This is a genomic window from Ignavibacteria bacterium, from assembly GCA_041649015.1.
GTDB lineage: Bacteria > Bacteroidota > Ignavibacteria > Tepidaquicellales > Tepidaquicellaceae > CAIKZJ01.
Map to the genome: position 1 here is coordinate 147892 of JBAZNU010000006.1, position 26317 is coordinate 174208.

At 37.5% G+C, this 26317-nt stretch carries 22 protein-coding genes; 17 read left to right on the plus strand and 5 right to left on the minus strand.

The features are described 5' to 3' along the window. Window positions 1-22: 22 nt before the first annotated feature. The 6 genes from WC644_10935 (at window position 23) to preA (ending at window position 8141) form a co-directional block, all read left to right on the plus strand. Window positions 23-1372 carry an aminotransferase class III-fold pyridoxal phosphate-dependent enzyme gene (locus WC644_10935; protein ID MFA5012451.1) on the plus strand — a complete coding sequence of 450 codons (1350 nt, stop codon included), beginning with the start codon at window positions 23-25 and terminating at the stop codon, window positions 1370-1372. 91 nt (window positions 1373-1463) lie between these two features. Further along, entirely contained in the window at window positions 1464-2948 is a 1485-nt protein-coding gene (locus WC644_10940) for an NCS1 family nucleobase:cation symporter-1 (protein ID MFA5012452.1), read from the plus strand. A gap of 3 nt (window positions 2949-2951) precedes the next feature. Beyond that, window positions 2952-4337, plus strand: coding sequence for a dihydropyrimidinase (gene hydA / locus WC644_10945; GenBank protein MFA5012453.1), 1386 nt, complete (start codon window positions 2952-2954; stop codon window positions 4335-4337). Window positions 4338-4585: 248 nt separating this feature from the next. Continuing rightward, entirely contained in the window at window positions 4586-5452 is an 867-nt protein-coding gene (locus WC644_10950) for a nitrilase-related carbon-nitrogen hydrolase (GenBank protein MFA5012454.1), read from the plus strand. Further along, complete coding sequence (locus tag WC644_10955) at window positions 5452-6789, plus strand: FAD-dependent oxidoreductase (GenBank protein ID MFA5012455.1); 1338 nt, start codon at window positions 5452-5454, stop codon at window positions 6787-6789. Before WC644_10950 ends, WC644_10955 begins: the two co-directional genes overlap by 1 nt. A gap of 5 nt (window positions 6790-6794) precedes the next feature. After that, window positions 6795-8141, plus strand: coding sequence for an NAD-dependent dihydropyrimidine dehydrogenase subunit PreA (preA, locus tag WC644_10960; GenBank protein MFA5012456.1), 1347 nt, complete (start codon window positions 6795-6797; stop codon window positions 8139-8141). A gap of 3 nt (window positions 8142-8144) precedes the next feature. Here the strand turns inward: preA and WC644_10965 are convergent, their stop codons facing one another. Together WC644_10965 and WC644_10970 are read right to left on the minus strand one after the other, a co-directional pair. Further along, window positions 8145-9209 carry an NADH:flavin oxidoreductase/NADH oxidase gene (locus WC644_10965; GenBank protein MFA5012457.1) on the minus strand — a complete coding sequence of 355 codons (1065 nt, stop codon included), beginning with the start codon at window positions 9207-9209 and terminating at the stop codon, window positions 8145-8147. Between the two features lie 175 nt (window positions 9210-9384). After that, window positions 9385-10365, minus strand: a complete 981-nt coding sequence (locus WC644_10970; GenBank protein MFA5012458.1) for a c-type cytochrome — start codon at window positions 10363-10365, stop codon at window positions 9385-9387. Window positions 10366-10957: 592 nt separating this feature from the next. Here WC644_10970 and WC644_10975 point away from each other — a divergent pair. From WC644_10975 to WC644_11010, 8 genes are all read left to right on the plus strand, one after another. After that, a complete protein-coding gene (locus WC644_10975) occupies window positions 10958-12661 on the plus strand; it encodes a carboxylase (protein ID MFA5012459.1) in 1704 nt (567 codons plus the stop codon). A gap of 41 nt (window positions 12662-12702) precedes the next feature. Then, on the plus strand, window positions 12703-14262 hold the full coding sequence (locus WC644_10980; protein MFA5012460.1) for an acyl-CoA carboxylase subunit beta: 1560 nt from the start codon (window positions 12703-12705) through the stop codon (window positions 14260-14262). A gap of 8 nt (window positions 14263-14270) precedes the next feature. Then, the gene (locus WC644_10985; GenBank protein ID MFA5012461.1) at window positions 14271-14513 is read left to right on the plus strand and encodes a hypothetical protein; all 243 of its coding nucleotides are present in this window, start codon (window positions 14271-14273) and stop codon (window positions 14511-14513) included. Window positions 14514-14531: 18 nt separating this feature from the next. Then, window positions 14532-14972: a biotin/lipoyl-containing protein gene (locus tag WC644_10990; protein ID MFA5012462.1), complete on the plus strand. Its 441-nt coding sequence runs from the start codon at window positions 14532-14534 to the stop codon at window positions 14970-14972. A 227-nt stretch (window positions 14973-15199) separates the two neighbouring features. After that, entirely contained in the window at window positions 15200-17614 is a 2415-nt protein-coding gene (locus tag WC644_10995) for a T9SS type A sorting domain-containing protein (protein ID MFA5012463.1), read from the plus strand. 8 nt (window positions 17615-17622) lie between these two features. Continuing rightward, window positions 17623-20145 carry a T9SS type A sorting domain-containing protein gene (locus tag WC644_11000; protein MFA5012464.1) on the plus strand — a complete coding sequence of 841 codons (2523 nt, stop codon included), beginning with the start codon at window positions 17623-17625 and terminating at the stop codon, window positions 20143-20145. Between the two features lie 195 nt (window positions 20146-20340). Continuing rightward, on the plus strand, window positions 20341-20514 hold the full coding sequence (locus tag WC644_11005; protein ID MFA5012465.1) for a hypothetical protein: 174 nt from the start codon (window positions 20341-20343) through the stop codon (window positions 20512-20514). Window positions 20515-20522: 8 nt separating this feature from the next. Next, window positions 20523-21137, plus strand: a complete 615-nt coding sequence (locus WC644_11010; protein MFA5012466.1) for an L-threonylcarbamoyladenylate synthase — start codon at window positions 20523-20525, stop codon at window positions 21135-21137. A 50-nt stretch (window positions 21138-21187) separates the two neighbouring features. On the opposite strand, the gene WC644_11015 is transcribed toward WC644_11010, so the two are convergent. Beyond that, window positions 21188-22045, minus strand: a complete 858-nt coding sequence (locus WC644_11015) for a 4Fe-4S dicluster domain-containing protein (protein ID MFA5012467.1) — start codon at window positions 22043-22045, stop codon at window positions 21188-21190. Between the two features lie 248 nt (window positions 22046-22293). On the opposite strand from WC644_11015, the gene mscL reads away from it, so the two are divergent. From mscL to mdh, 3 genes are all read left to right on the plus strand, one after another. Then, complete coding sequence (gene mscL / locus WC644_11020; GenBank protein MFA5012468.1) at window positions 22294-22731, plus strand: large-conductance mechanosensitive channel protein MscL; 438 nt, start codon at window positions 22294-22296, stop codon at window positions 22729-22731. Between the two features lie 35 nt (window positions 22732-22766). Then, on the plus strand, window positions 22767-23588 hold the full coding sequence (locus WC644_11025; protein MFA5012469.1) for a DUF3298 and DUF4163 domain-containing protein: 822 nt from the start codon (window positions 22767-22769) through the stop codon (window positions 23586-23588). A 221-nt stretch (window positions 23589-23809) separates the two neighbouring features. After that, window positions 23810-24778: a malate dehydrogenase gene (gene mdh, locus WC644_11030; GenBank protein ID MFA5012470.1), complete on the plus strand. Its 969-nt coding sequence runs from the start codon at window positions 23810-23812 to the stop codon at window positions 24776-24778. A gap of 39 nt (window positions 24779-24817) precedes the next feature. Here mdh and WC644_11035 read toward each other — a convergent pair whose 3' ends face one another. Continuing rightward, the gene (locus WC644_11035) at window positions 24818-25294 is read right to left on the minus strand and encodes a hypothetical protein (protein MFA5012471.1); all 477 of its coding nucleotides are present in this window, start codon (window positions 25292-25294) and stop codon (window positions 24818-24820) included. A 245-nt stretch (window positions 25295-25539) separates the two neighbouring features. Next, window positions 25540-26151, minus strand: a complete 612-nt coding sequence (locus tag WC644_11040) for a hypothetical protein (protein MFA5012472.1) — start codon at window positions 26149-26151, stop codon at window positions 25540-25542. Window positions 26152-26317: the final 166 nt, after the last annotated feature.

The window sequence follows — 26317 nt, forward strand, 5'->3', positions numbered from 1 at the left end:
TTAAAATAAGGTCAAAACACTCATGTATAAAATAACAACAGATAAGGACAAAATTCTAAAGAATAATCTGGAATACACATTAACATCATGGTCTAAACAAAAAGGACTTAAGCCGCTAAACATAAAAAGCGCAAAAGGAATATTCCTTTATGATTACGACGGTAAGAGAATCTTTGATTTTTCGTCTCAGCTAGTATGCGTAAACATCGGGCATGGTCATCCGAAAGTAGCGGAAGCAGTTGCTAAACAGATGAGCGAATTAAGTTATGTATATCCCGGAATGATAACAGCCGCACGAGGAGACCTTGGGAAAAAACTTGCGGAAATTTCACCGGGGAATATGAACAAGACTTTTTTCACGCTTGGCGGTGCAGAAGCAGTTGAGAATGCGATTAAACTTGCGAGAGTTTATACGGGAAGGCATAAGATAATTACATTTTATCAATCATATCATGGTGCAACATATGCGAGTGCTGCAGCAGGAGGAGATCCGAGAAGACACACAATAGATTCGCAGCAGCCGCCTAATTTTGTACATATTGAAAACCCCTATTTTTACAGATGCCCATGGAACAGCAAAACCCCTGAGGAATGTGCGGATAATGCAATAAGTCACTTGGTAAGAGTAATACAGTACGAAGGACCTCAAAACATAGCAGCAATAATGCTTGAGGGGGAATCGGGTTCTTCGGGATGCATAAAATATCCAAAGGGATACTGGAAAAGAGTAAAAGAGATTGCGGATAAATATGGAATTCTGACGATTGCTGACGAGGTTATGAGCGGATTCGGGAGAACGGGAAAATGGTTTGGAATTAATCATCATGATGTTGTACCCGATATAATGCCGATAGCTAAAGGATTAACATCTGCATACATACCATTAGGCGGAATTATTGTGAGAGATGAGATTGCAAAAGCATTCGATGAAAAACCTCTTCCTTTAGGATTAACTTATTCTGCTCATGCCGTTGCTTGCGCTGCGGCAAATGCAGTACTTGATGTGTATGAAGAAGAAAATCTTATAGAGAATGCAGCTAAAATGGGAAAATACATTGAGGATAAAGTTGAAGAAATGAAGAAAGTACATCCTTGCATAGGAGATTTCAGAAACACGGGGCTGCTTGGTTGTCTTGAACTTGTGAAGAACAGAGAAACGAAAGAACCTATGGCAAGATGGAACGCTCCCGCGGCGGAAATGGAAATAATGAATAAAGTTATGGGTAAAATTGCCGAGCAAGGAATGTACACGATGGGAAGATGGAATTTAATTTTCATCGCTCCCCCGCTTTGTATTACTAAAGAGGAAGCGGATGAAGGAATGGAGATAATTTCGAAAGCGCTATCGGTGGCGGATGAATACTGTTATTAGTTGATAGTTGTCATTTGATAGTTGTTATAAAGAGCAAGAGATTTTTCTTTAGAGGGATTAGGGGAATAAAAAGAAAAACAATTTGAAATTTATGAAGGCTGAGAAAAACAATGTAAATGAAGCAGAGCTTATTTCATCGCTATTCAGCGAGGACTTAGCTGCTATACCTGAATCGAAAAGAACGTGGAATACATGGAATTACACTGCTCTTTGGATAAGCATGAGTTTATGTATTCCAACATATATGCTTGCGAGTTCACTGATTGAAGGAGGAATGAACTGGTGGCAGGCGATATTAACAATCTTTGCAGGAAACACAATTGTACTTTTACCGATGATATTAAACGGTCACGCAGGAGCAAAGTACGGGATACCTTTCCCTGTTCTTGCAAGGGCAAGTTTCGGAGTGAAAGGAGCAAACATTCCGGCCATATTAAGAGCAATAGTTGCATGCGGATGGTTTGGAATACAGGCATGGATAGGCGGATTTTCAATTTACGAAGCAATACGGGTATGGGTACCATCATTTGAAAATCTGCCGCAAATATTTCCAGCATTTCTGGGATTAAAGACAGCTCCTGCTATTTCTTTCTTTTTATTCTGGCTTTTAAACATGTACGTTGTGCATCTTGGTGTTGACAGCATTAAGAAACTTTTAGTATTTAAAGCATTTTTTCTGCCAGCGGCAGCAGTAGCATTATTATTCTGGGCTGTTTATGCGGGCAATGGATTAGGACCAATACTTTCGCAGCCGTCCAAATTCAATACAACGGCTGAATTTTTTAAGTTCTTCTTTCCTGCACTAACGGGTATGGTCGGTTTCTGGGCAACGCTTTCGCTTAACATACCGGATTTTACGCGATATGCAAAGAGCCAGCGAGCACAGGTGACAGGACAAATACTTGGTTTGCCTCCTTCGATGACTTTGTTTTCATTCGTAGGAGTAGTTGTCACTTCAGCAACGTTGATAATATACGGACAGACAATATGGGATCCGGTAGTCCTTGCAGCGAAATTTGAGAATAAAATACTTGTTAGTATTGCGATGGTTTGCATTGCAATCTCCACATTAGCAACAAACATTGCGGCAAACATAGTAAGTCCCGCAAATGATTTTGCAAATTTAGCACCATCGAAAATTAATTTTAGAAAAGGCGGGTATATAACGGGTATAATCGGGATATTAATACTCCCCTGGAAACTAATAGAAGACCCGAGCGGGTATATATTCAAATGGCTGATAGCATATTCAAGTCTGCTTGGTCCGATAGGCGGAATAATGATATCAGATTATTTTCTTGTAAGAAAGAAAAAACTTTTAGTAGATGACTTGTATAAACTAAAAGGGATTTACAGTTATCAAAACGGTTTTAACAGGAATGCAATAATTGCTATGATAGCGGGTATAATACCCAATGCACCGGGATTTTTTACAACGATAGATGTTATAAATATAAATAGATTTCCATTATGGATTTCTGATATTTATCATTACGCATGGTTCGTAGGATTCTTTGTCTCATTTGTAGTTTATTATTTACTTGAAAGAAAACAAATAAAATTAAATAAAATATAAATAATGTCAATTCTAATTAAAAACGGAAGAATAATAACAGCATCGGCTGATTATACGGCTGATATATATATAGCAGGAGAGAAAATTTCTCAAATCGGAGAAAATCTCAACATAAAAGCAGATGAAGTAATAGATGCAGGAGAAAAGCTTGTAATGCCGGGAGGCATTGATCCACATGTACATCTTGATATGCCGTTTATGGGAACATTCTCATCTGATAATTACGAAACAGGAACGCTTGCCGCACTTCACGGCGGGACAACAACCGTAATTGATTTCATACTGCAAAAGCAGGGGAACTCGTTAAAATCGGCATACGATGAATGGACGGGAAGAGCTAACGGCAATGCTTACGGTGATTATTCTTTTCATATGGCTGTTACTGACTTTAATGAGGAAACGCAGAAAGAAATTTCATATTTTATTAATGAACTCGGCATAACTTCATTTAAGACATTTATGGCATACAAAGGATCTTTAATGATAGATGACAGACAGATGGTAGGGCTTATGAATGAAGTAAAAAAGCACGGAGGTATAGTAACTGTTCATGCAACAAACGGTGATATGATAGATTATCTTGTAGCAAAACATAAATCAGAAGGAAAGCTCACCCCACTTTACCACTATCTTTCTCAACCTGAAATAACAGAAGCTGAAGCGACGGGCAGGTTTGCAGATATGGCATTTAATACCGGAGTTCCCGGGTACATAGTACACATGACATGCGAGGGTTCGCTTAATGCAGTAAGACGTGCACAGCGTAGAAACCAAAAAGTATATGCTGAAACATGTATTCAATATTTACTGCTCGATGCATCATTGTATGAAAAAAACTTTGAAGGTGCGAAATGGGTAATGAGTCCCCCTTTGAGGGAGAAAAAGGACCAAGAGTCTTTGTGGGGAGGAATAGAACAGGGTATTGTACAGATAGTAGCTACCGACCACTGTCCGTTCAACTGGGAACAGAAATTAATGGGCAAGGATGATTTCTCAAAAATTCCGAACGGTCACCCTGCAATAGAAAACAGGATGGAGCTTTTGTTTAGTGAAGGAGTTAACAAAGGAAAGATATCACTCAATAAATATGTAGAAGTTACATCGACCAATTCCGCAAAAATATTCGGTATGTTTCCGAGGAAGGGAACTATCGGAATTGGAGCAGATGCTGATTTAATAATTTTTGACCCAGATGAAGAGCATACATTATCAGTAAAAAATCATCACATGAACGTTGATTATTCGGGTTATGAAGGATGGAAGCTTAAGGGCAAATGCAAACAAACGATACTAAGGGGTAAAGTTGCCGTTGATGATGGAAAGGTAAGAATTCAGAAGGGATATGGGCAGTATATAAAGAGGGATAAGCACGCTGCATTTAATATTTGATTGCTGTTAGCCAAAATTCAATAGAAGGGATTAAAAAAGAACAAACTTAGGGTTTGTGTTCAAACAATAAATTTTCACCACAAAGACACTAAGAACCCGGCGATGCCGATTGCAACAAACATAATAGAGAAATCAAAGGATAGTGATTTTAACGCAGAGGCCGCAGAGAAGAGCAAAGATCGCAAAGAGAACATAGATAGAAAAATAAATTATAAAAGAAATAATTTAAAAATTTAAATTTTAGAATTATGGCAAGAAAAATAAAATCAGGGTTAATTCAGATGTCACTATCGATGACGGAAGGCGAAGGGACAATTGAGCAAATTAAAGAAACAATGATTCAAAAACATATTCCGTTCATTGAAGAAGCGGGGAAAAAAGGAGTTCAGGTATTATGTTTGCAGGAGATATTTAACACCCCTTATTTCTGCCCTGGACAGGATAAATCATGGTACGAATCTGCAGAACCAATGCCCGGACCTACGGTTATCCGAATGCAGGAATATTCTAAGAAGTATGATATGGTAATTATTGTACCAGTGTACGAGAAAGAACAACCGGGCGTTTTATACAACACTGCAGCAGTCATAGATGCAGACGGGACAATACTCGGCAAATACAGGAAAAATCACATACCTCATACATCGGGTTTTTGGGAAAAGTTTTTCTTCCGTCCGGGAAATCTTGGATATCCGGTATTTCAGACAAAGTACTGCAAAGTTGGAGTTTATATATGCTATGACAGACATTTTCCCGAAGGTGCAAGAATATTGGGATTAAACGGTGCTGAAATAGTTTACAATCCATCGGCAACGGTAACAGGATTATCACAGTACTTATGGAAACTTGAACAGCCGGCACATGCAGCGGCAAACGGTTATTTCATGGGCTGCATTAACAGAGTCGGAACGGAAAAGCCATGGAACATAGGAAAGTTTTACGGCTCGTCATACTTCGTTGACCCAAGAGGACAAATATTTGCGCAAGCATCGGAAGATAATGATGAACTATTGATTGCTGAATTTGACCTTGACATGATTGATGAAGTAAGAGCAACATGGCAATTTTTCAGAGACAGAAGACCTGAATCTTATAATAAAATAACGGAGTTATAATGGCAGAATTCAAACGTCCTAAAAATGACAGGGAATTTGAGATAAATTTTTCTCCGATAAACAAATTAATGAATAAAACTGAAGCTCTTCTTGAAAGTTCAAGATGTTTGTTTTGTTATGATGCTCCCTGTACAAAAGCGTGTCCGACACATATTGACATACCACTTTTTATTAGACAGATAAACAGCGGAAATGTAAAGGGAGCAGCCAAGACCATCTATGCATCAAATTACATGGGGAACCTTTGCGGTAAAGTTTGTCCTGTTGAAGTACTTTGCGAAGGTTCTTGTGTTTATGTAAACCAAGGCGTAAGAGCTATCGAGATAGGTCGTCTTCAGAATTTTGCAACTAACAAAGTTATTTCAGAGAAAATTGAAATATTTACAGAGGGAGAAAAGGTTAATAAAAAGGTAGCAATTATCGGCGGAGGTCCTGCGGGAATATCCTGCGCAAGTGAACTTCGTTCGGCAGGCATAAATGCGGATATTTACGAGGGCAGAAAAATGGCAACAGGTCTTGCTCTTCACGGTATTGCACCTTATAAAATAGCAAACGAAGATGTACTTGAAGAATTGAATTATATACAAAGGCAATTTAACTTTAATATATTCTACAACAGGTATATAAAAAGCAAAGATGAAATAGCAAAACTTGAGAAAGAATACGATTTTATATTTCTCGGGATTGGAAATTCAAACACATCTGCTTTAAACATTCCGGGAGAGGATAAGAAAAACGTATTCGGGGCGGTCGAAATTGTAGAAGAGCTACGATTGAAAAAAAGTAATGCTGTATATGGGAATAAAGTCATAGTATTCGGCGGAGGGAATACTGCAATGGATGCAGCGTCAGAATCAGCAAGAATGGGAGCCGAGAAAGTTACACTTGCTTACAGAAGGTCGAGAAAAGATATGGGTGCATATGAGTTTGAATACGACCTTGCTAAAAGTGTCGGTGTAAAAGCATACTTCAACATAGCACCAGTTGAAATCCTCGGTGATGACAAAGTAACAGGAGTAAGATTTATAAAGACAGAAACAAAGGGCGGAAAGCTAAAGACAATAAAAGGAAGTGAATTTACGGAAGAATGCGATATGGTAATAAAAGCAACTGGACAATCAAGACATTTTGAATTGTATCAGAATATTGACAATCTGGAAGTTGATGATTTTGGAAAGATAGTTGTTGATAAGAATTTTCGCACGACCAATCCAAAATATTATGCAGCAGGCGACGCTGTAAACGGCGGTAAAGAAGTAGTAAACTCAGTTGCTGAAGGGAAACAGGCAGCAAAAAGTATGATTACGATTTTATTAAATATCAAAAAGAGAAATTAATAAATATGAAGTCATCTAGGAATAAATTAGAAAGTAATTTAGCAGGTATAAAATCCCCGAATCCATTCTGGCTTGCGTCAGCACCACCAACAAATTCGGGATATCAGATTATGAAAGCATTTGATGCAGGATGGGGAGGGGCAGTATGGAAGACAATGGGGGTACCAGTTGTTAACACTTCGAGCCGATACGGAGGCGTTACATATAAAGGAAATAGAATGTCTGGATTCAATAACATTGAACTAATTTCTGACAGACCGCTTAAAGATAATCTAAGGGAAATTGAAGAGGTAAAGAAATATTTCCCAAACCATGCTTTAGTTGGTTCCTTGATGGTTCAATCAAGAGAGGAATGGCATCAAATCGTGAAGGATGTTGAGAATGCAGGCGTTGACGGGATTGAGCTGAATTTCGGCTGCCCTCATGGTATGTGCGAGAGAGGAATGGGCTCGGCTGTAGGGCAGGATCCTAAAGTACTTGAGCTGATTACTTCTTGGGTAATGGAAGTAGCGAAGGTTCCTGTTATAGTAAAACTATCGCCGAATGTTTCGCATATACAAGACCCTGCAATAGCTGCAAAACTCGGAGGAGCGAATGCAGTATCCCTAATCAACACAATTCAAAGCATAATAGGCGTTGACATAGATAATTTTGTTCCCTACCCTACCGTTGATGGGAAGAGCACAAACGGAGGTTATTGCGGACCAGCAGTAAAACCGATAGCGTTGAATATGGTAAAGAATGTTGCAAAGATTCCTGATTACAATCTACCGATTTCAGGAATAGGCGGAATAGAAAACTGGAGGGATGCAGTCGAATTTATTCTAATGGGAGCTACTAACGTACAAGTATGCACAGCAGTTATGCATTACGGATTCGGGATAATAAGAGAGATGGTTTCAGGACTTGAACAGTATATGTCTGACAAAGGATTCAATTCAATAGAGGAGATGGTAGGACTTGCACTTCCAAACGTAAAGAAGTGGGAAGATTTAAACCTGAAATACAAGATTGTTGCTGAAATTAACGACAAGAAATGCATCAGCTGTCAACTGTGTTACATTGCGTGTGAAGACGGAGCACATCAAGCGATAAAACTGCCCGAAAACGGAGACAGCAGAATTCCTCAGATAATTGAAGATAACTGCGTTGGCTGCAATCTATGTTCGCTTGTATGTCCGGTTGAAGGTTGTATTTCAATGGTTCGCAGAGACTCCGGCGATGAATTCCTTACATGGCAAGAAAGAACTGAGAAGGGTGACATACCGATAACTTTCAATGATTCCAAAGCAGGGAGCATGGGTCACCACGTACCGGAACCCGTTAAGGCGATTGAGTACAGGTTAAAATAGAGATTATATTTTCCCTCGCAAATATTGCTTTGGATAATCAATTTCAGTATTTAAAGCTTTTGCTGCATGCAACACCCAGTAAGGGTTTCGCAGCATTTCTCTGCCGAGCAGAACAATATCTGCATCTTTATTACTGATAATGTTATCTGCCTGATTGAAATTTGTAATCAATCCTACGGCTCCTGTCATTATGTCCGCTTCATTTCTTATTTTTGAAGCAAAAGGGACCTGATAGCCCGGGGCTAAAGGAATTTTTGCACCACTAATATTTCCTCCGCTTGAACAATCAATTAAATCAACGCCGCTATCTTTAAGTTTTTTTGCCAGCCGAATAGAATCATCAACGTTCCATCCTTTATCAACCCATTCAGTACAAGACAATCTTGCAAAAAGCGGCAATGAATCGGGAATAACATCCCTGACAACTTTAACGATATCAATGGCAAGCTTGCAACGATTCTCAAAACTTCCACCGTATTCATCATTTCTAAGATTTGTAAGCGGAGATAAAAATTCATTTACCAGATATCCGTGAGCAAAATGAAACTCTATTAATTTATAGCCCGCTAATACTGCTCTTTGTGCAGCATGCTTAAAATCAATAATAACTTTCTTAATATCTTCTTTATTCATTTCAGCAGGAACGGAATACTTATCCGAAAAAGGTAATGCTGAAGGAGCGTAAGTTTTCCAGCCGAATTCCTCTTGTGATAAGGAACGAGACTCATCCCAACCGAGGGTTGCAGAAGCCTTTCTTCCTGCGTGTGCGAGCTGAATTCCCGGGACACAGTTTTGAGAGATTATAAAATTTGTCAGTTTCTTAAAAACATAGGTTTGTTCATCATTCCAAATACCAAGGTCGCCAAGTGAGATTCTGCCTTCGGGACAAACAGATGTGGCCTCCTGCACTATCAACCCCGCACCGCCAACTGCCCGAGCACCATAGTGTGCCATATGCCATTGTGAAGGAAAACCTTCTACGCCTGAATACTGGCACATAGGCGAAACAGCAATCCTGTTTTTAATTACAACATCACGAATCTTTAAGGGAGAAAAAAGTAAGCTCATATTATTATTTGATTCATTCAAAAATCATTAATAATAGTTAAATATAAAAGTTATTATCGTAAGGATAATTTTAAGAATGCTTTGCCGGAAATGGAAAAAGAAAAATTTGCTGATGAATTTAATATAAATTAAATGTTTGCAATCAGGAACGATTCCTGACTGCAAACACAGAATATCAGTTTTTATTCTCGAACCTTGTAACTTTATTAGGAATGGGAACGATAGTGCGCAGGTAATCATAAATTGCACCAAGGTCTTCATCAGTCATGTTTGCGAAGAAAGTCCAAGGCATTATTGTGTTAAATTCTCCCTGATTAACTTTATAAGGTACAAAATTATTTTTACTATACGAGCGGAATTTTTGAATAAACATATCCTTAGTCCAGGCTCCAATGCCTGATTGTATATCGGGTGTAATATTTGAAGATCTTAATACAACACCACCCGGCAGTTTGAATTCCTGACCACCAGCAAGATATTTATTCATCTGGAATTCGCCATCCACTTGCTGCGTATGACAATCATTACAGCCTGCGATATTGGTCAGATACTTACCGTATTCCTTAGAATTAGATTTATCAGGAATTTGTGCTAACTCACTCTTTTGGGGCATTGACCTCATGATGAGATTTACAGGAAAATTTGCCTTGCTGACAGGAACGTTGTTTTCAATTGGCGGAAGAGTTTTCATATAGGCTATAATAGCATACACATCATTTTTATCCATTTTACCAAAATTCAAGTAAGGCATTAATGGGAAAAGAGGTTCACCGTCTTTATTGACACCCTCGGTTATTGCCCTGAATATTTCTCCGTCAGACCATCCTTTCAATCCTGCAGGAGTAATATTTTTTGCATAAAATTTTCCCGGAAGACCGAACTCTTCGTTAAATTCAAATCCTCCTTTACCGATGGTGCCTTCGACCAACGGACCTGAGAACATTGAGTAATCGCGAGTAGAATGACAATCGGCACAAACGGCAACATTGTTAAATAAATACTCGCCACGCTTAACAAGTTCTGGTGTGGGTTCAATCTTAAGGTCGGGTGCATCGGCAATTTTTGGTAATGCACTCATAATGTAAAAGTATCCTGCTACTGCTCCTACGATAAGAAACAGGAATACAAATAAAAGAATTTTGAAAAGTTTTTTCATATTGTTCTCCTTTCCGCTTTTCAAAACGGTTGTTGTTTTTCATTTTAAACTTAGTAAATATAACGGGAAAATCCAATATTAGTTTCACTATGAAAGATAAACAGATAAAGTTTTAGAATATAGTATCTAATAATGCAGAATAACCGAATATATTACTAATACTTCCATCATAATGGATGAATCCCATTGTCAGAACAATGGAAGGCATAATTATGTGCACTTTTAGATTAATTGTTTATCTGTAAAATAACGAAATGGGGTGGAGAATTTGAAAAAACTGAAAAATTTAGGAAGGGGATCATGTTAGTGGGTATTTGGCTATAAAAAAATACCGGAGAAAATAATATTGATTGTATCGAAATTTTATGATTAACTTAACTATAAAAAAACTTCAGGGGAAAGTGAAAAAATTGTGTATTTGTTTTAAGAAGTTAAACGATTATTTTTGTAAAGTTAGTTTATGATATTCCACGCCCATTCAAGGCAACATATTGACAATGTTTATACAATTCAAATTCGTTATCCGGAGTGAATAGACCGTGCATCGAAGGCGAATACTATTCACTAATCAAAGTACAAATTAAATAAAACTATGAAAAGGAAATTATTAATAAGAGACTTAACACTTCGCGACGGACAACAATCCTCTTTCGCGACAAGAATGACACAAAAGCAAATCGATTTGGTATTACCAATTTATCAGGATGCTGATTTTTATGCAGCTGAGGTATGGGGAGGAGCTGTTCCGGACTCAATAATGAGATATTTGAACGAAGACCCCTGGGACAGACTTGAGAAGATAAAAGCAGGGTTTGGTACAAAGACAAAACTGACTGCTCTATCAAGAGGAAGGAATCTATTTGGATATTCACCTTATCCCGAGGATGTAATAGAAGGATTCAACAGGTTAGCCATACAAAACGGTATAGATATAATGAGAGTATTTGATGCATTGAATGACCTTGATAATATGCAGACGACGATTGACTACGTAAAGGCGAACGGCGGACTTGCGGATTGTGCTGTTTGTTACACAGTTGATCCTCATTTTACATTTGCTGACAGAATAAAAGGTATGTTTTCAGGAACAAAGATTCCGCCAAAGATTTTTACTGTTGACTATTTTGTAGAGAAAGCAAAACAGCTAGAAAGAATGGGTGCTGATATAATTTCGATAAAAGACATGGCTGGCTTAATCCCACCTGACGTTGCATCGCCTTTAATAAAGAGGTTGAAAGCAGAGACAAAAGTACCCATAGACCTGCACACACACTGCACACCTGGTTACGGACTTGCATGTGCAATAGTTTCGATAGTTAATGATGTTGATATAGTGGATACAGTAATAGGAAACTTTGCGGGAGGACCAGCTGCACCGGCATTTGAGCTCGTTCAGATATTTTGTGATAAGCTTGGAATAGATACCGGTGTTAATCTGAACAAGGTCACAGAAATCAACAAGCAATTATTTAATATAAGAAAAGAACTTGATAAGTTTGACGAGATGAAACAGTTTCCGATAGAAATTGACATTTCAAATTACACACTAACGAACGAGCAGAACGATTTATTTAATAAAGCGATTGATGCGGCAAAGCACGACAGAATTGAAGAAACGACAGAATTATGCCAGAAAATAGAAAAGATGTACAATTTCTGCGAACCAGATGAGATAGTTAAGGCAGCACAGATACCGGGTGGAATGTACACAAACATGTTAGCTCAATTAAAGCAAATGAAGCTTGACCATCTGCTTGAGAAGGTATTAAAGACAGTTCCAAGAGTAAGACTTGATTCAGGATTACCACCGTTAGTAACACCGACGAGTCAGATTGTCGGCGTACAGGCAGTTTACAGCATAGTTTCGGAGAGCAAAGGAGAAGAATTTTACAGCAACAAGTCAACACAATTTGTGAATCTTGTTCAGGGGGTTTACGGCAAGACGCCATATCAAATTAATCCTGATTTCAGAGAAATGATATGCGGGAACAGAGAAGAAATTCCTTATGATGTGTCAAAGTACAAAAAACAGAATAATCCAAACTTACCTGAATTCGAAGATGTAAAATTAGCTAAGAATGAGAAAGAAGAACTGTTACTTGAGCTTTTCCCGACAGTAGCAGCAGGATTTTTGAGGAACAAGAGAGAAGTAGAGTATAAAAAGTTATTGGCAGAACTAAAGGCTTTGGAAGAAATTGAAGAACGGAAAATACATGAGGAAGCAGAGGTATATAATTCGCTAAGTGATGATGAGAAGAAGACAAAACTTCTTGAAGGGCTATACAACAACTGGTAGAAAGAACATTTTAAAATATATTATAATTTAACGGAGTTACAATGTCAATCAATGAGAAAATAAAAGAATTATTTGACCTGCGGGACCAAGCCAGGTTAGGGGGTGGTGAGAAAAGGATTAAAGCCCAGCACAGAAAGGGCAAATTAACAGCAAGAGAGAGAATAGACCTCTTACTCGATGAAGGAAGTTTTGAAGAATTTGATATGTTTGTATCGCACAGATGTATTGATTTCGGTCTTGAAGAGGAAACTTATTTATCAGACGGAGTCGTAACGGGATACGGAACAATAGACGGAAGGCTTGTTTACGTATTTTCACAGGACTTTACTGTATTCGGCGGTTCACTATCAGAGATGTATGCACAGAAGATTTGCAAGGTGATGGATATGGCGATGAAAGTAGGAGCACCTGTTGTTGGGATAAATGATTCAGGCGGAGCAAGGATACAAGAAGGTGTTAAATCGCTCGGCGGATACGCGGATATATTCCAGAGGAACGTATTAGCTTCCGGTGTAATACCTCAGATATCGGCCGTATTCGGACCATGCGCAGGCGGTGCGGTTTACTCCCCTGCATTAACAGATTTTATAATAATGTCAAAGCAAACGGGATACATGTTTATAACAGGACCGAAGGTTGTGAAGACAGTGACAGGTGAAGCAGTGACTGATGAAGAGCTTGGCGGAGCGTATATACATGCGACGAAATCAGGAGTGTCGCATTTTACCGTTAACAACGAGGAAGACGGTATAATGCTGATTCGAAAATTACTTTCCTATTTACCGCAGAATAATTTTGAAGATCCTCCCACATATCCATGCTCTGACCCGATTGACAGGATAGAAGACTCACTTAATGAGGTTATACCGGATAGTCCAAACAAACCGTATGATATTATAGATGTAATAGATTCAATAGTTGACCATGGGGAATTTCTTGAAGTACAGGCAGGTTTTGCAAGGAACATAGTGAACGGATTTGCAAGGATGAACGGTTCTACAGTTGGTATAGTCGGAAACCAGCCAAAATTTCTTGCGGGTGTACTTGATATAGCGGCATCGAGAAAAGCGGCAAGGTTTGTAAGATTTTGCGATGCTTTTAACATTCCAATAATAACACTTGTTGACGTTCCTGGATATTTACCGGGTACAGCACAGGAATACGGCGGAATAATAATACACGGTGCAAAGCTGCTATATGCTTACGCAGAAGCAACAGTACCGAAAGTAACAGTAATACTCCGTAAAGCATACGGCGGTGCATACGACGTTATGGGTTCCAAGCATTTAAGAGGAGATTTAAACTATGCATGGCCAACAGCAGAAATATCAGTTATGGGACCAAAGGGAGCGATAGAGGTACTTTATTTCCGTGAGCTAAAAGAGATAGCGGACGAGAAGGAAAAAGTAAAGTTCATAGCAGAGAAAGAAGCAGAATACAGGAACAAATTTGCGACACCATACGAAGCGGCAAAATACGGATATATTGATGATGTTATTGAGCCAAAGAATACAAGGTTCAGAATAATTAAGGCACTTCAATCACTTGTAACGAAGAAAGAAACGAATCCTCCGAAAAAACATTCTAATTTACCATTATAGGAGACAGGATGAGATTATTAAAAAAGACACAACAGGCAAAAGGAAAGACCGAAGCAAAGTCCCCTGCAGTAAAGACAGCGAAGAAATCTACTGAAGATGAGATTGCAATTGCAATAGGAACAGCAATATATCTTTACACTCAGCAGCAGTTTACTGAAAAGCAGGACCTTAAAATGACAATCAAAAGAACAGACAGGCCATATACACCATGGGGACAGAAGATTTACATGATGAGAAAATGGCCCCGTTAAAAATTAATAAAAAATAAGATGAAAAATTTTAAAATAACAGTCAACAATAATACTTACGATATCAATGTTCTAACATTTGAGAACACGAAAGTAAAAATTGAAGTAAACGGCAAGCCTTACGAAGTAGGAATTGAGAAACCTGAAACCACGGGAAAGACACCAACGCTCGTAAGGGAAAAAGCAAGTACCGGAGGGGACTCGACAAAATCTACGGCATTAACAAGCTCCCCCACAGAGAAAAAAGGTGCTGGTGTGATGAAAGCGCCGTTACCCGGGACTATAATAAAAGTGTTCGTAAAAGTCGGTGATGAGGTTAAAGTCGGAACGAATCTTCTGACATGGGAAGCGATGAAGATGGAAAATAACTTAACATCCGACAGAGAGGGAAAAATAAAAACCTTGAAAGTTAAACCCGGCGATAATATATTGGAGGGAGATATTTTAGTAGAAATTGAATAAATAGTTTCTTACATATCCAATCATACGATTCCTATCGTATTTACTTTCACGAGGGTAAGCCTATATGGGGAGGTTTACCCTTTAATTTTGCAACAATTGTGTTTGAATATCATAATCTAATTTTATATTTTAACTAACTTTATTATTCAATTTAGAAGATATTAATGAGATTAATTTTACTCCTATTACTGTTATCATATGCTTTTTCAAGTATAAAAAGTCAGAATTTGGAACAGCCTGATTATTCAAAATTTCAGACACGGGTAATACCACCATTCAATTATTCACCATCACCATTAAATACTGAAAGCAGCATTATAACTAATTCAGAGGGGTATGATAATTTTCATCTTGGAACTGATTTTGGTGAGCCACATATTGCAACAAATCCGAATGATTTCAGAAACAGTGCTACAGCATACAACATAAACAACTATTATGTAACGTTTAACGGAATTGACTGGGAAAAGAGACCGGTATCATTTCCGAGTTCTTCGGCAATTGGAGATCCTGTGATTACATACGACAGTACCGGAAATTTATATTATTTACAGATGTACCAGATTGGTTCACTTTACGGAGGATGGGTTGCAAAATCAACGAACAAGGGATTAACTTTTCATCAAGTAACAAGCGCATATTCGTTTAACGGTGGACTCGGTGATAAGCCATGGATATGTGCAGACCAGACAGGCGGACCTTACAGCAATTTTTTATATGTGGGGTGGAGACAATTTGGTTCAACAGGTATGAGATTTGTAAGGAGCACAAACGGCGGACAAAGCTGGTCAACTCCGATTGTACTATCCGGAAGCCAAGGAGCATACGTGTGTACAGGAGCTAACGGCAGTATACAGGGAGGGAATCTTTATTTCGGATGCATATCAGGAAGCAATATATTAGTTTACAGGTCATCAAACGGAGGAGAAAATTTTGGTTCAGCAGTTACTGCGGTGTCGGGAATTACGGGACCGGGAGTTATTTGTGCAGGAAGGAATACGATGAAGAACTGTATAAGAACAGAATACTTTCCAAGAATGACTGCTGATAACAGTTATACATCAACACGTGGGAATGTATATGTTGTGTATGCGGCAAAACCCGGGGGTGGTGACCTTGCAAATATTTATCTGGCGAGGTCGACAGATTACGGAGCTACCTGGAGCGCACCCGTGAAAGTTAATGACGACAATACGCTAACTGATCAATGGATGCCGGCAATAACGATTGATAAAACAACGGGCAAGATTTTCATTTACTGGTATGATTCAAGAAACGACCCCGCAGGAAACTTACTAACTGAAATGTGGGGAACACATTCAACGAACGGAGGAGTTACTTTTGCATCCAATTACAGGATTTCAAATACTCAATTCAATCCAAGCGCGATGGCGATAGGTCAACCTGGCGGAGAGAATTACATGGGAGATTACATAGGCAATTCATCAGTAACGAGTACGACTTCATTAAACTCATTCATGGATGCAAGGTACAGCAATCTTGGAAGTTTTGTTTCTTACGGACCAGATTTTGCGATGCAATCGAGTATAAATCAAAATTATTTAAACGATAACGATTCGATTTCGGTTACAATAAAAGTACCTTCAGTCAGAGGCGGTTTTAATGAGAGAGTAAAATTCATATTAACACTTGATACACTTCCAGCAAGCGGATCGATACAATTAGGTTTTAAAAACGGAAAAGACACTATAACAACATTTCCTGACTCAGTTGGAATTACCGTTAGACTGGCGGGTACAGTAAGTCCCGGCAGATACAGGTTAAACATTACGGGCAGTGGAGTGAAGGGAATTCCTGTCCACAGAAGAACTGTAGAACTTCTGGTAAACTCTTCATTAGTAAACGTAGGAACAAACAGAGAAGGAATATGCGATTTTACGGTTAACGGGAACCAATTCAACACAAGACAAAACATACTGTTTGCGAACGGTTCAATGATAACCGTCAAAGCTATCAGCCCAAAAACAGCGGGAGGATTTCAATACATATTCAAAAACTGGTCAGACGGCGGAGATACATCACATAGCATCAGCATAACATCGCCTATGACACTTACGGCGAATTACAGGGCGGCATACAAGATGTTTTTAAACTCTATAGCCGGAAATACATTCGGCGGTGGATTATTTTATGATTCAGCATCATCAACGACATTTGGAGTAACATCGAGAGTAGTAAATTTTAATGGTTCGACCTACAGTTTCAGAGGCTGGACGGGTTCAGGAACCGGAGCTTACACAAGTCCCGACAGTTCGGGAAACGACACATCAATAACAATTACAATTAATAATCCTATAATAGAAACAGCTCGTTGGCAGCAAATAGTAGGAATTAACAATATGAGCAGTGAGACGCCTGCAGAATGGAAGTTGCATCAGAACTATCCTAATCCGTTTAATCCAGTAACGAATATAACAATAGATATTTTAAAGAGCGAAAGCGTAAAACTGATTGTATATGATGCCTTAGGAAGAGAAACAGAAACACTAATAAACGAAATACTCACACCCGGAAAATATAATGTATCGTTCAATGCTTCAAAATACTCAAGCGGAATATATTTTTACAGAATAATATCCGATAGTTTTAAAGATATCAAAAAGATGTTATTAATTAAATAAAAACAAAAATGAAAGCACTTAAACTCTCAATTGCCTTATTAATTATTACAGGCACCGTATTAATTGCGAACTCAATTTTTTCGCAGAGCAATAATCATGGCTGGGATGATCCAAACCTTGACAGGATTCCAAAGAATTTGCTTCAGCAGTCGCAGAACCAGCAGAATTTTTCACCTTATTCTATCAATTCATCGATTGTAACGGATGCTTATGGTTATGATAATTTCATTTTAGGAACTGATTTTGCAGAGCCTCATGTTGCGGTAAATCCAAGAGATCCACTTCAGTATTTTACGGCGTTTAATACGAATAATACCTATTATACAATGAATGGTCTAGACTGGTACAGGAATAATCCAACATTTCCGGGATATACAATGATGGGTGACCCAGTTGTTGCTTACGACAGTCTTGGTAACGTCTATTATGAAAACATGTACGGAGACGGCAACAATATATTCGGCACACAAATAGCAATTTCAAGCGATAACGGACTGAACTGGACATACACAACGGGTAACAGTGGAAATGATAAGAACTGGATTGCAGCAGATCAGAGCGCAGGACCTTATACAAATTTTGTTTATACGACTATAACTTCCGGTCAAACATGTAACGTTTTCAGAAGTACTAACAGGGGGCAATCATTTATTCATGCTCAAACTTTGACACCTCATAATTTACCGGGAGCAATGCCATGCGTAGGACCGAATGTAATTGGAGGTGACGTACCGGGAGGATGTGTATATGTTGTAACAAATTCCGGAAATTCATTTGCAGCAATATATTCATTTTTCGTTTCAACAAACGGAGGATCTTCATTCACAATGAAATCGCAACAAAATTTTGTCGGATATTTAGGAACAAACGTCGGCGGCAGAAACAGTGTTCAGAATATGAGGACGAGACCGTATCCATTTATTACAGCAGATAACAGTTACGGACCTTACAGGGGAAGATTGTATCTTGTATATGCAACAAATCAACCGGCAGGAAACGGGAACAAACCTGATTTATTCTGCAGGTATTCAACTGACCAAGGGGCAACATTTTCTGCACCGGTACTAATAAATGACGATATAAATCCTACAGCAAATCATCAATGGCATCCGGCAATATGGTGCGATAAGCAGACAGGAAGACTATTCGTAAAATGGCTTGACACAAGGGATACACCAACGAGTGATTCTTGTGATGTATATGCTTCATATTCGACGAATGGCGGTGTATCATTTGTTCAGAACCAAAAACTAACGACAGCAAAATTTAAGATTGATTGTTCAACATGCGGAGGAGGCGGTACACCAAGATATCAGGGGGATTACGATGGTATAACATCATACGGCAGAACCTCTTTGGCGGTATGGACAGATTTCAGAGCAAGTTCGTTTGGGAGCTATACAGCATACTATCCGGACTATGCTATGACTATTAACGCTCAAGAAACATTTATCGAAAACAATGACAGTACATTTATTAAAGTAACAGTTCCTTCGGTTAAAAGTTACACAGATTATGTGAAATTCACGGCTTCGGTTGACACTCTCCCCGCAGCAGGAACGCTTCAGTTAAGTTTTGTTAATGGAAAGGATTCGATTTTCAGTTATCCCGATTCTGTTACTGTCAGAATAAAAACAATTGGTTCTGTAACACCGGGAGTTTACGGAATTATTATAACGGGTAAAGGTCCCAACGGAATTCCAGTACATAGAAGAATCCAAAATATTGACGTAAATGTAGCTACGTTGAGTATAGGTACAAACAGAAACGGAATATGTGATTTTAAGATTAATAATGTACAGTATAATACAAGACAAACGATAACTTTTAATATTGGATCATCAGTTACGATTCAAGCAATGAGTCCTAAGACAGTTGGTACAACAAGATATGTTTATACAAACTGGTCACAAGGCGGAGATACCACACAGACTATCACTGTTACCGGACCCGGAACATATACGGCAATTTACAAACCTCAGTACAGATTAATTATGAACTCAACAATTGGAAATACATTCGGCGGCGGGCTATATTACGACTCTGCGGTTACTTTCCAATTCGGGGTCAATTCCAGAATTTTTACGACTGGCGGTTCGACATACAGATTTAAAGGCTGGACGGGTTCCGGCAATGGGGCGTATATTAGTCCTGATACTTTAGGTATGGACACGATAATAAGTATAGCAATAAATAACGCAATATCTGAGACAGCAAACTGGGCATTACATACAGTAGGGATATCAAGTATAGGAACAGAAATTCCGAGTGAATTCAAACTATACCAGAACTATCCAAATCCATTTAATCCAGTGACCAACATCAATTTTGATGTTCCAAAAGCAGGACTTGTTCAGATTAGGGTTTATGATATTCTTGGAAAAGAAGTAGAAGTACTAGCAGACGAATTTCTGCAGCCGGGTAAGTATAAGGCAACATTCAATGCTGGAAAATTTGCAAGCGGGATTTATTTCTACAGAATTAATACATCATCATTCACTGATATAAAAAGAATGATAGTTCTGAAATAATAAGCTGTAAACATTGAAAATAAAGGGGATTTTTGAATCCCCTTTTTTATATATTGATGGGAACAAAATTTGTACAAAAATGTAAATATTATGTTGCATTTTTTAGTTAAAAAAATGATTAATTTAGATAGTTGATTTAAAACATTGGTTATTAAAGAAGAAATATTAGAAAAAGGTTTAAAGAAATTCCGTATCATGGTTGAATTTGACGGAGAAAACTACGTTGCGAGCGGATATCTCGATGGTAATTTAATCAACAAAACAAGCCAAGCTGTAACTGAAAGCCAATCAAACAAGGAAAATAATGATGCAATAGTAGATAACCTATTATTTCTTATCAAAGACGATATATTAAACCACAATTACTAAATAAATACATGTTTCTACATATACATCCCGAAAATCCCGAAGAAAGAAAAATAAAAATGGTAACCGAATGCTTAAAAGACGGCGGAATAATAATTTATCCGACGGATACGGTGTATTCGATGGGATGCGATATAAACAATCATGATGCAATAGAAAGAATAAGCAGAATAAAGAATATTAATATTAAGACAGCAAATTACTCTTTAGTATGTTATGATTTAAGCCATCTTTCAGACTTTGTTTTCAGCATAGATACACCGCTATACAGAATAATGAAGAAACACTTACCGGGTGCATTTACTTTTATTCTCAAAGCAGACAGCAATGTACCGAAAATATTCAAGAGCAAGAAAAAAACTGTAGGAATAAGGGTACCGGATAACTTAATATGCAGAGGAATAGTAAAAGAATTAGGCAATCCTATAACATCCACATCTATACACGATATATACGATAATGATGATTACATCAATGATCCTGAACTTATTTATGAAGTTTTTAAGAAAAGAGTTGATATCGTAATTGATGGAGGACCCGGGAAAAGAACTCCTTCGACCGTTATTGATTGTTCTGACGGTGACATTACCATAGTAAGACAGGGTTTAGGAATACTCAGCGAGTAAGAAAATTAATCTTAAATCATCGATTGATTTAACAATTTTAAAAACCTATTCTACAACCATTCTTCTACTTTAATATCACCCTGAATTCCTACAACGGTGTATTTAATGGGAACTTTCCTGTTCGATGATTCAACAGATAACTGAGCAAGTTTTAGTAAACCGCTGCAGCAAGGAACTTCCATAATTACGACATTTAAAGTATTTATCTTTGACTCTTCAATCAGCACTCTTAATTTCTCCATATAGATTTCTTTTCCTGAATCCAGTTTTGGACATGCTATTACGAGCTTTTTATTCTTTAGAAACTTCGAATGGAAATTTGAGATACTAAATGGTACGCAATCGGCTGCAATCAGCAAATCACAGTTATTAAAATGGGATGCATTAGGATTTATTAGGTGAAGTTGAATCGGCCAGTGAGTTAACTCAGAACCAACTGTATCATCGACAGCCACATTCGGAATATTGGAAAAAGTTTTCTGTCTGGAGCCGGGACAACCTGTATGCTGAGGTTCATTATTTTTGACTATGTTTAACTTCGGTTCAAACAAAGAATTAAGGGTAACATTAATGGATTTCTCTTTCAAGAATTCAATACCCTCATTTAAATAGCCAATCTCATTATGGTCTTTAAGGTGTTTCAAATGAGCCAAGATAACCTTTTCTCCCATCGTTGAAATTCGATTCATTACAGCATATTCACTGTAGGGCTCAGCTTCCCTCTCTTCGAGAGTAATGGCACCTTCCGGACAAGTACCGATACAAGCACCGAGTCCATCACAATAAAGTTCGCTTACGAGCCGAGCTTTTCCGTCAATCATCTGCAACGCACCTTCATTGCAACCATTGACACATTCTTCGCATCCGTTGCATTTTTGTTCGTCTATTGTAATAATAGTTCTTTTCATATATTTTGTTAATTTAATCAGATAAATATATCTGTTTTAGTGGATTTTTTCAATGTATATTATAATCACCTGAGAGACTACCATAGTGTATATAATTTTGCCTCATTGTTTAATTACTGTTTTTGTTAATACGTAAATAAATTTGAGATTATCATTACAGGATATTTATATGTAATATTAGATACATAGATTGTTTTTTATTTAATTTTAAATACTTATCTTTGTTTTTAAAAACTAATTATTCTATCATGTCAATTATAAAAGAGTTTAAGGAATTCATAATGAAGGGAAATATAATTGACCTTGCAGTTGCTGTAATTATCGGAGGAGCATTCGGTAAGGTTATCACTTCATTTGTGAATGATATCCTAATGCCGCCAATAGGATTATTGCTTGGGAAAGTTGACTTTAAAGAGTTGAAACTTGTGTTACAAAGCGGCAAAGATGCTCTTATGAGCGGAACACAGACAGTAACACCAGCAGTTGCAGAAGTCTCATTGAATTACGGAGCTTTCATACAAAATATTTTCGATTTTCTGATAATTGGTTTTTGTATTTTCATTGCTTTAAAGGCATATCAGAAAGCCAACAAACAAAAAGAAGAGGCACCTGCTCCACCTCCAGAGCCAACAACCGAAGAAAAACTGCTCACAGAGATAAGGGATATTCTTAAAGGGAACAAATAAATACGATTGTATAAATTAAATTTAAAAATAGACTAATGAGACACATATCAATATTTATTATCGTGGTGTTTATTGTTATTGGCTGCGGAAAACAAAGCGATACAATGAATAAAACAACAGGTTCAGCGAAACAAGACGTAAAGACATCTGACAGCATTGTTTTTGAAAGTAAAATCTTTAAGAAAACATATAAAGACTGTAAAGAAACAGAGGAGAAATGTTCTTATTTAAAGGTTTCTTATCCAGTGTTCAGCGGAAGCAGTGCAGCTGAGATAAACAAAATAATTGATACATATATAGCAGACAGTATTTTTACTGTAGAAGGAAGCAGCAACAATAAGAATCCGGAGGGATTAGCCAAGACATTCTTTACAGACTATGAGAATGCTATGAAAGATGCATCACCAGATTTTCCTTTAGTATATGCACTTGACATAAACTGCAGTGTGGTTTACAATAAACCTACAGCTTTATCTCTGAGTGTGGAGTATTATATAAATACTGGCGGTGCTCATCCAAACAGTTATGCGAGATACTTTGTCTTCAATCCTAAATCGGGTAAACTATTAAAATTAACTGATTTATTCAGCATTGGATTTGAAGTAAAGCTTAATAAGTTAATTGATAAGAAATACAGAGAGTTAAAAAATCTTAAGGAAACAGACAGGCTTGATAGTGAGAAAGGTTATTTATTTGATAATTTTTTAAAGTATAACGACAACTTTATGCTCACGAAAGAGGGTATCAATTTCTTTTACAACAATTATGAGATAGCCCCTTATGCTGTAGGACCGACTGAGTTGAAGTTTACATACAAGGAGCTTGGTGAAATTTTAACACCAGAATACAAACAGTGAGTTAAATCCAGATGGGAAGATAAATTAAAATAAAGCAGCAATAAAATTATTAGTAGAAATGAAAGTAAGAATGAATCCACAAGATGCGAATGTAACTAATGCAAGTAAGATACTTGAATATCTGAAGACAGAAAACTGATACTCAAAAATTACTTAAACAATAATATTATTGTTATAATAACTGTAGCAAGCATTTACTAAAAAAACAGAAAGGACGAGTAATGAAAATAACAGTAGTCGGAGCGGGAAACGTTGGTGCGACATGTGCGAATGAAATAGCGGTGAAAGAACTTGCTGAAGAATTAGTAATTGTAGATTTGAACAAAGATGTTACGAAAGGAAAGGCGCTTGATTTATGGCAGACTTCACCTATACTTAGCTTTGACACGAGAATAAATGCGGCAGGAGAGGAATATGAAGATACTAAAGATTCACAAGTTGTTGTAATAACAGCGGGATTACCGCGAAAACCGGGGATGAGCAGGGACGACCTGATTAAGACGAATGCATTAATAGTTAAAGATGTAACCGAGAAGATTGTAAAATATTCACCGGAAGCGATACTGATAATTGTCTCAAATCCACTTGACGTGATGACATACGCTGCATTTTTAGCGGCAGACGGAATACCATCCAACAAAATATTCGGAATGGCAGGAATATTAGATACTGCCAGGTATAAATCATTTATAGCAGAAGCATTAAACATATCGCCTAAGAGCATACATGCAATACTAATGGGCGGACACGGTGATTCAATGGTTCCCCTTCCGAGGTACACAACGGTTTCAGGAATACCGATAAATGAGCTGCTTGACAAGGCAACACTTGACGGAATAATTGACAGGACAAAGAAAGGTGGCGGAGAGCTTGTTAATTTAATGGGAACCTCAGCATGGTATGCACCAGGTGCGGCAGCTGCACAGATGACAGAAGCCGTTGTAAAAAATCAGAGAAGAATTTTCCCTGTATGCGCAGCGCTAAATGGTGAATACGGGCTGAAGGATTTGCATCTTGGAGTTCCTGTGGTACTTGGAAAGAACGGAATTGAAAAAGTTATCGAATTAAAACTGAATGATGAAGAAATGAATATGGTAAAGAAATCAGCGAGGGATGTAGTTGAACTTATGAGAGTGCTTGATGATCTGAATTTGTTTAATAAGAAATATTCGTACAAGTCGATTGTATAACAAACCTGCTGTTCTTATGGAACAGCAGGTCTCAAACAATTATGATATTTTCTTAAATGTAAGACTCATACCGAGGGATAAACCAAGTTTCATTTCAACAGCATCGAGGGCATAACCACCGAGTTTAATAGAGCGGTAGAAATCGCCGGCTTTAAAAAGCATCTTAAGAACAATTTTCACAGTCTTCTTATCCTCTGCCTGTTGGAGAATAGAATTTCTTTCATCTTCCGTAATTTCCGTTTGATAATGGAAAGTAAGCGAAATAGAAGGAACAAGACCGAGAGCAACACCTAAACCCTTAAACTCATAACCCGAAGAAGTAATCAGTGACATTGATTCCGTAATGCTGTCCATAATTTCCTTTACTTTTCCTGAGCCGGCATCCTTAAATTCTTCATTTAATTCGTCCTGTTCATCACCAAGATAATTATCCTTGAAACTTATTATCTGTTCTGTAACTCCTGAAACGGCGCCTTTAGCGGCTTCTTTTGCTTTGTCTAAAATGTTATCAATCATGTTAATATTTATTTATTTTTCGAAAATATAAAACATGTAATAATTATAAAAAATCCAAAATAATCATGAATATATAATAATCATTCCCGCTATTAATACGTAATACCTGCAATACACTTTTGGGTAATATTCAAACAAAAATAAAAGTAAGGATTTAGAAAGAAATATAGAAATCTTTGGCAGTCCATATTGAGAAGTCAAGGAAAGGATTATTATTCATTGTAAATAATATCTTCTTAATAAGTTTATCTGCGGGAGAGTTTGAAGTAAGGTTCTGAAGGTGCATTTCTTTTTCTTGTAGTCTCCTCTTTGTTCATTTTTATAAGATTCTCATGTTCAAGATCGAGTTCTGCACCTTTCAAGAGGTAACTTGGGGATTTAGTCCAAAGCCGATCACCGTTATTAGAATTAAAAATTAGAGAAAAGAAAATTCTGACTCTGCGATATTTGTCTATTATCCCGAACTCATTTTTATACTCTCTAAATTTTATGACAGATGGTTTACCAATGGAGAAACTGAGGTCATTGAATTCTTGTTCCAGGGTAATGTAAACATCATTATCCAGAACCTTACGACCATTGCGGTTTGAGGCTGGAGAATTAAGATAAATCATACAGACGGCTACAAACGGAGGGTTTATCAAATAAAACAACTTTTTCACGGGCAGGACAGTAATTTCTACTTTATCTTTGGTATATTGAAAGTCCGAAAGAATGCAGTGGATACCATCGGGTACAATAGCGGCGGCAGAAGACATGAACTCCGGATTAGAATACTTATAATTAAAACTATGAATCTTATTGTAAGCATTCTTGCCTTTCAACTCTTTTTTGCTACGCCATATTTCTTTTAACAAATCAGGATCGTTAACAGAAGAAGCAAATTTATTTATGGTTCTGAAGCGGTTATTGTGAGCGATTGCCTTTTTGGAATCAGCTTTTTTTCTGTTCGGGTTAAGCGGATAGACTATACTTTAACCTGTCTTTTTTGCTTTTAAGACAAGATTACCAATTTTACCGCGG

What these genes read in the sequence shown, in the direction of transcription:
- WC644_10985 (MFA5012461.1), top strand. Translation starts at nt 14,271, where the DNA reads ATGAGATTATTAAAAAAGACACAACAGGCAAAAGGAAAGACCGAAGCA.
- mscL (MFA5012468.1), top strand. Translation starts at nt 22,294, where the DNA reads ATGTCAATTATAAAAGAGTTTAAGGAATTCATAATGAAGGGAAATATA.
- WC644_10940 (MFA5012452.1), top strand. Translation starts at nt 1,464, where the DNA reads ATGAAGGCTGAGAAAAACAATGTAAATGAAGCAGAGCTTATTTCATCG.
- WC644_11015 (MFA5012467.1), bottom strand. Translation starts at nt 22,045, where the DNA reads ATGAAAAGAACTATTATTACAATAGACGAACAAAAATGCAACGGATGC.
- WC644_11025 (MFA5012469.1), top strand. Translation starts at nt 22,767, where the DNA reads ATGAGACACATATCAATATTTATTATCGTGGTGTTTATTGTTATTGGC.
- WC644_10990 (MFA5012462.1), top strand. Translation starts at nt 14,532, where the DNA reads ATGAAAAATTTTAAAATAACAGTCAACAATAATACTTACGATATCAAT.
- WC644_10970 (MFA5012458.1), bottom strand. Translation starts at nt 10,365, where the DNA reads ATGAAAAAACTTTTCAAAATTCTTTTATTTGTATTCCTGTTTCTTATC.
- WC644_11000 (MFA5012464.1), top strand. Translation starts at nt 17,623, where the DNA reads ATGAAAGCACTTAAACTCTCAATTGCCTTATTAATTATTACAGGCACC.
- mdh (MFA5012470.1), top strand. Translation starts at nt 23,810, where the DNA reads ATGAAAATAACAGTAGTCGGAGCGGGAAACGTTGGTGCGACATGTGCG.
- WC644_10935 (MFA5012451.1), top strand. Translation starts at nt 23, where the DNA reads ATGTATAAAATAACAACAGATAAGGACAAAATTCTAAAGAATAATCTG.
- WC644_11035 (MFA5012471.1), bottom strand. Translation starts at nt 25,294, where the DNA reads ATGATTGATAACATTTTAGACAAAGCAAAAGAAGCCGCTAAAGGCGCC.
- WC644_10955 (MFA5012455.1), top strand. Translation starts at nt 5,452, where the DNA reads ATGGCAGAATTCAAACGTCCTAAAAATGACAGGGAATTTGAGATAAAT.
- WC644_10950 (MFA5012454.1), top strand. Translation starts at nt 4,586, where the DNA reads ATGGCAAGAAAAATAAAATCAGGGTTAATTCAGATGTCACTATCGATG.
- WC644_10980 (MFA5012460.1), top strand. Translation starts at nt 12,703, where the DNA reads ATGTCAATCAATGAGAAAATAAAAGAATTATTTGACCTGCGGGACCAA.
- WC644_11005 (MFA5012465.1), top strand. Translation starts at nt 20,341, where the DNA reads ATGGTTGAATTTGACGGAGAAAACTACGTTGCGAGCGGATATCTCGAT.
- preA (MFA5012456.1), top strand. Translation starts at nt 6,795, where the DNA reads ATGAAGTCATCTAGGAATAAATTAGAAAGTAATTTAGCAGGTATAAAA.
- WC644_10975 (MFA5012459.1), top strand. Translation starts at nt 10,958, where the DNA reads ATGAAAAGGAAATTATTAATAAGAGACTTAACACTTCGCGACGGACAA.
- WC644_11010 (MFA5012466.1), top strand. Translation starts at nt 20,523, where the DNA reads ATGTTTCTACATATACATCCCGAAAATCCCGAAGAAAGAAAAATAAAA.
- hydA (MFA5012453.1), top strand. Translation starts at nt 2,952, where the DNA reads ATGTCAATTCTAATTAAAAACGGAAGAATAATAACAGCATCGGCTGAT.
- WC644_10965 (MFA5012457.1), bottom strand. Translation starts at nt 9,209, where the DNA reads ATGAGCTTACTTTTTTCTCCCTTAAAGATTCGTGATGTTGTAATTAAA.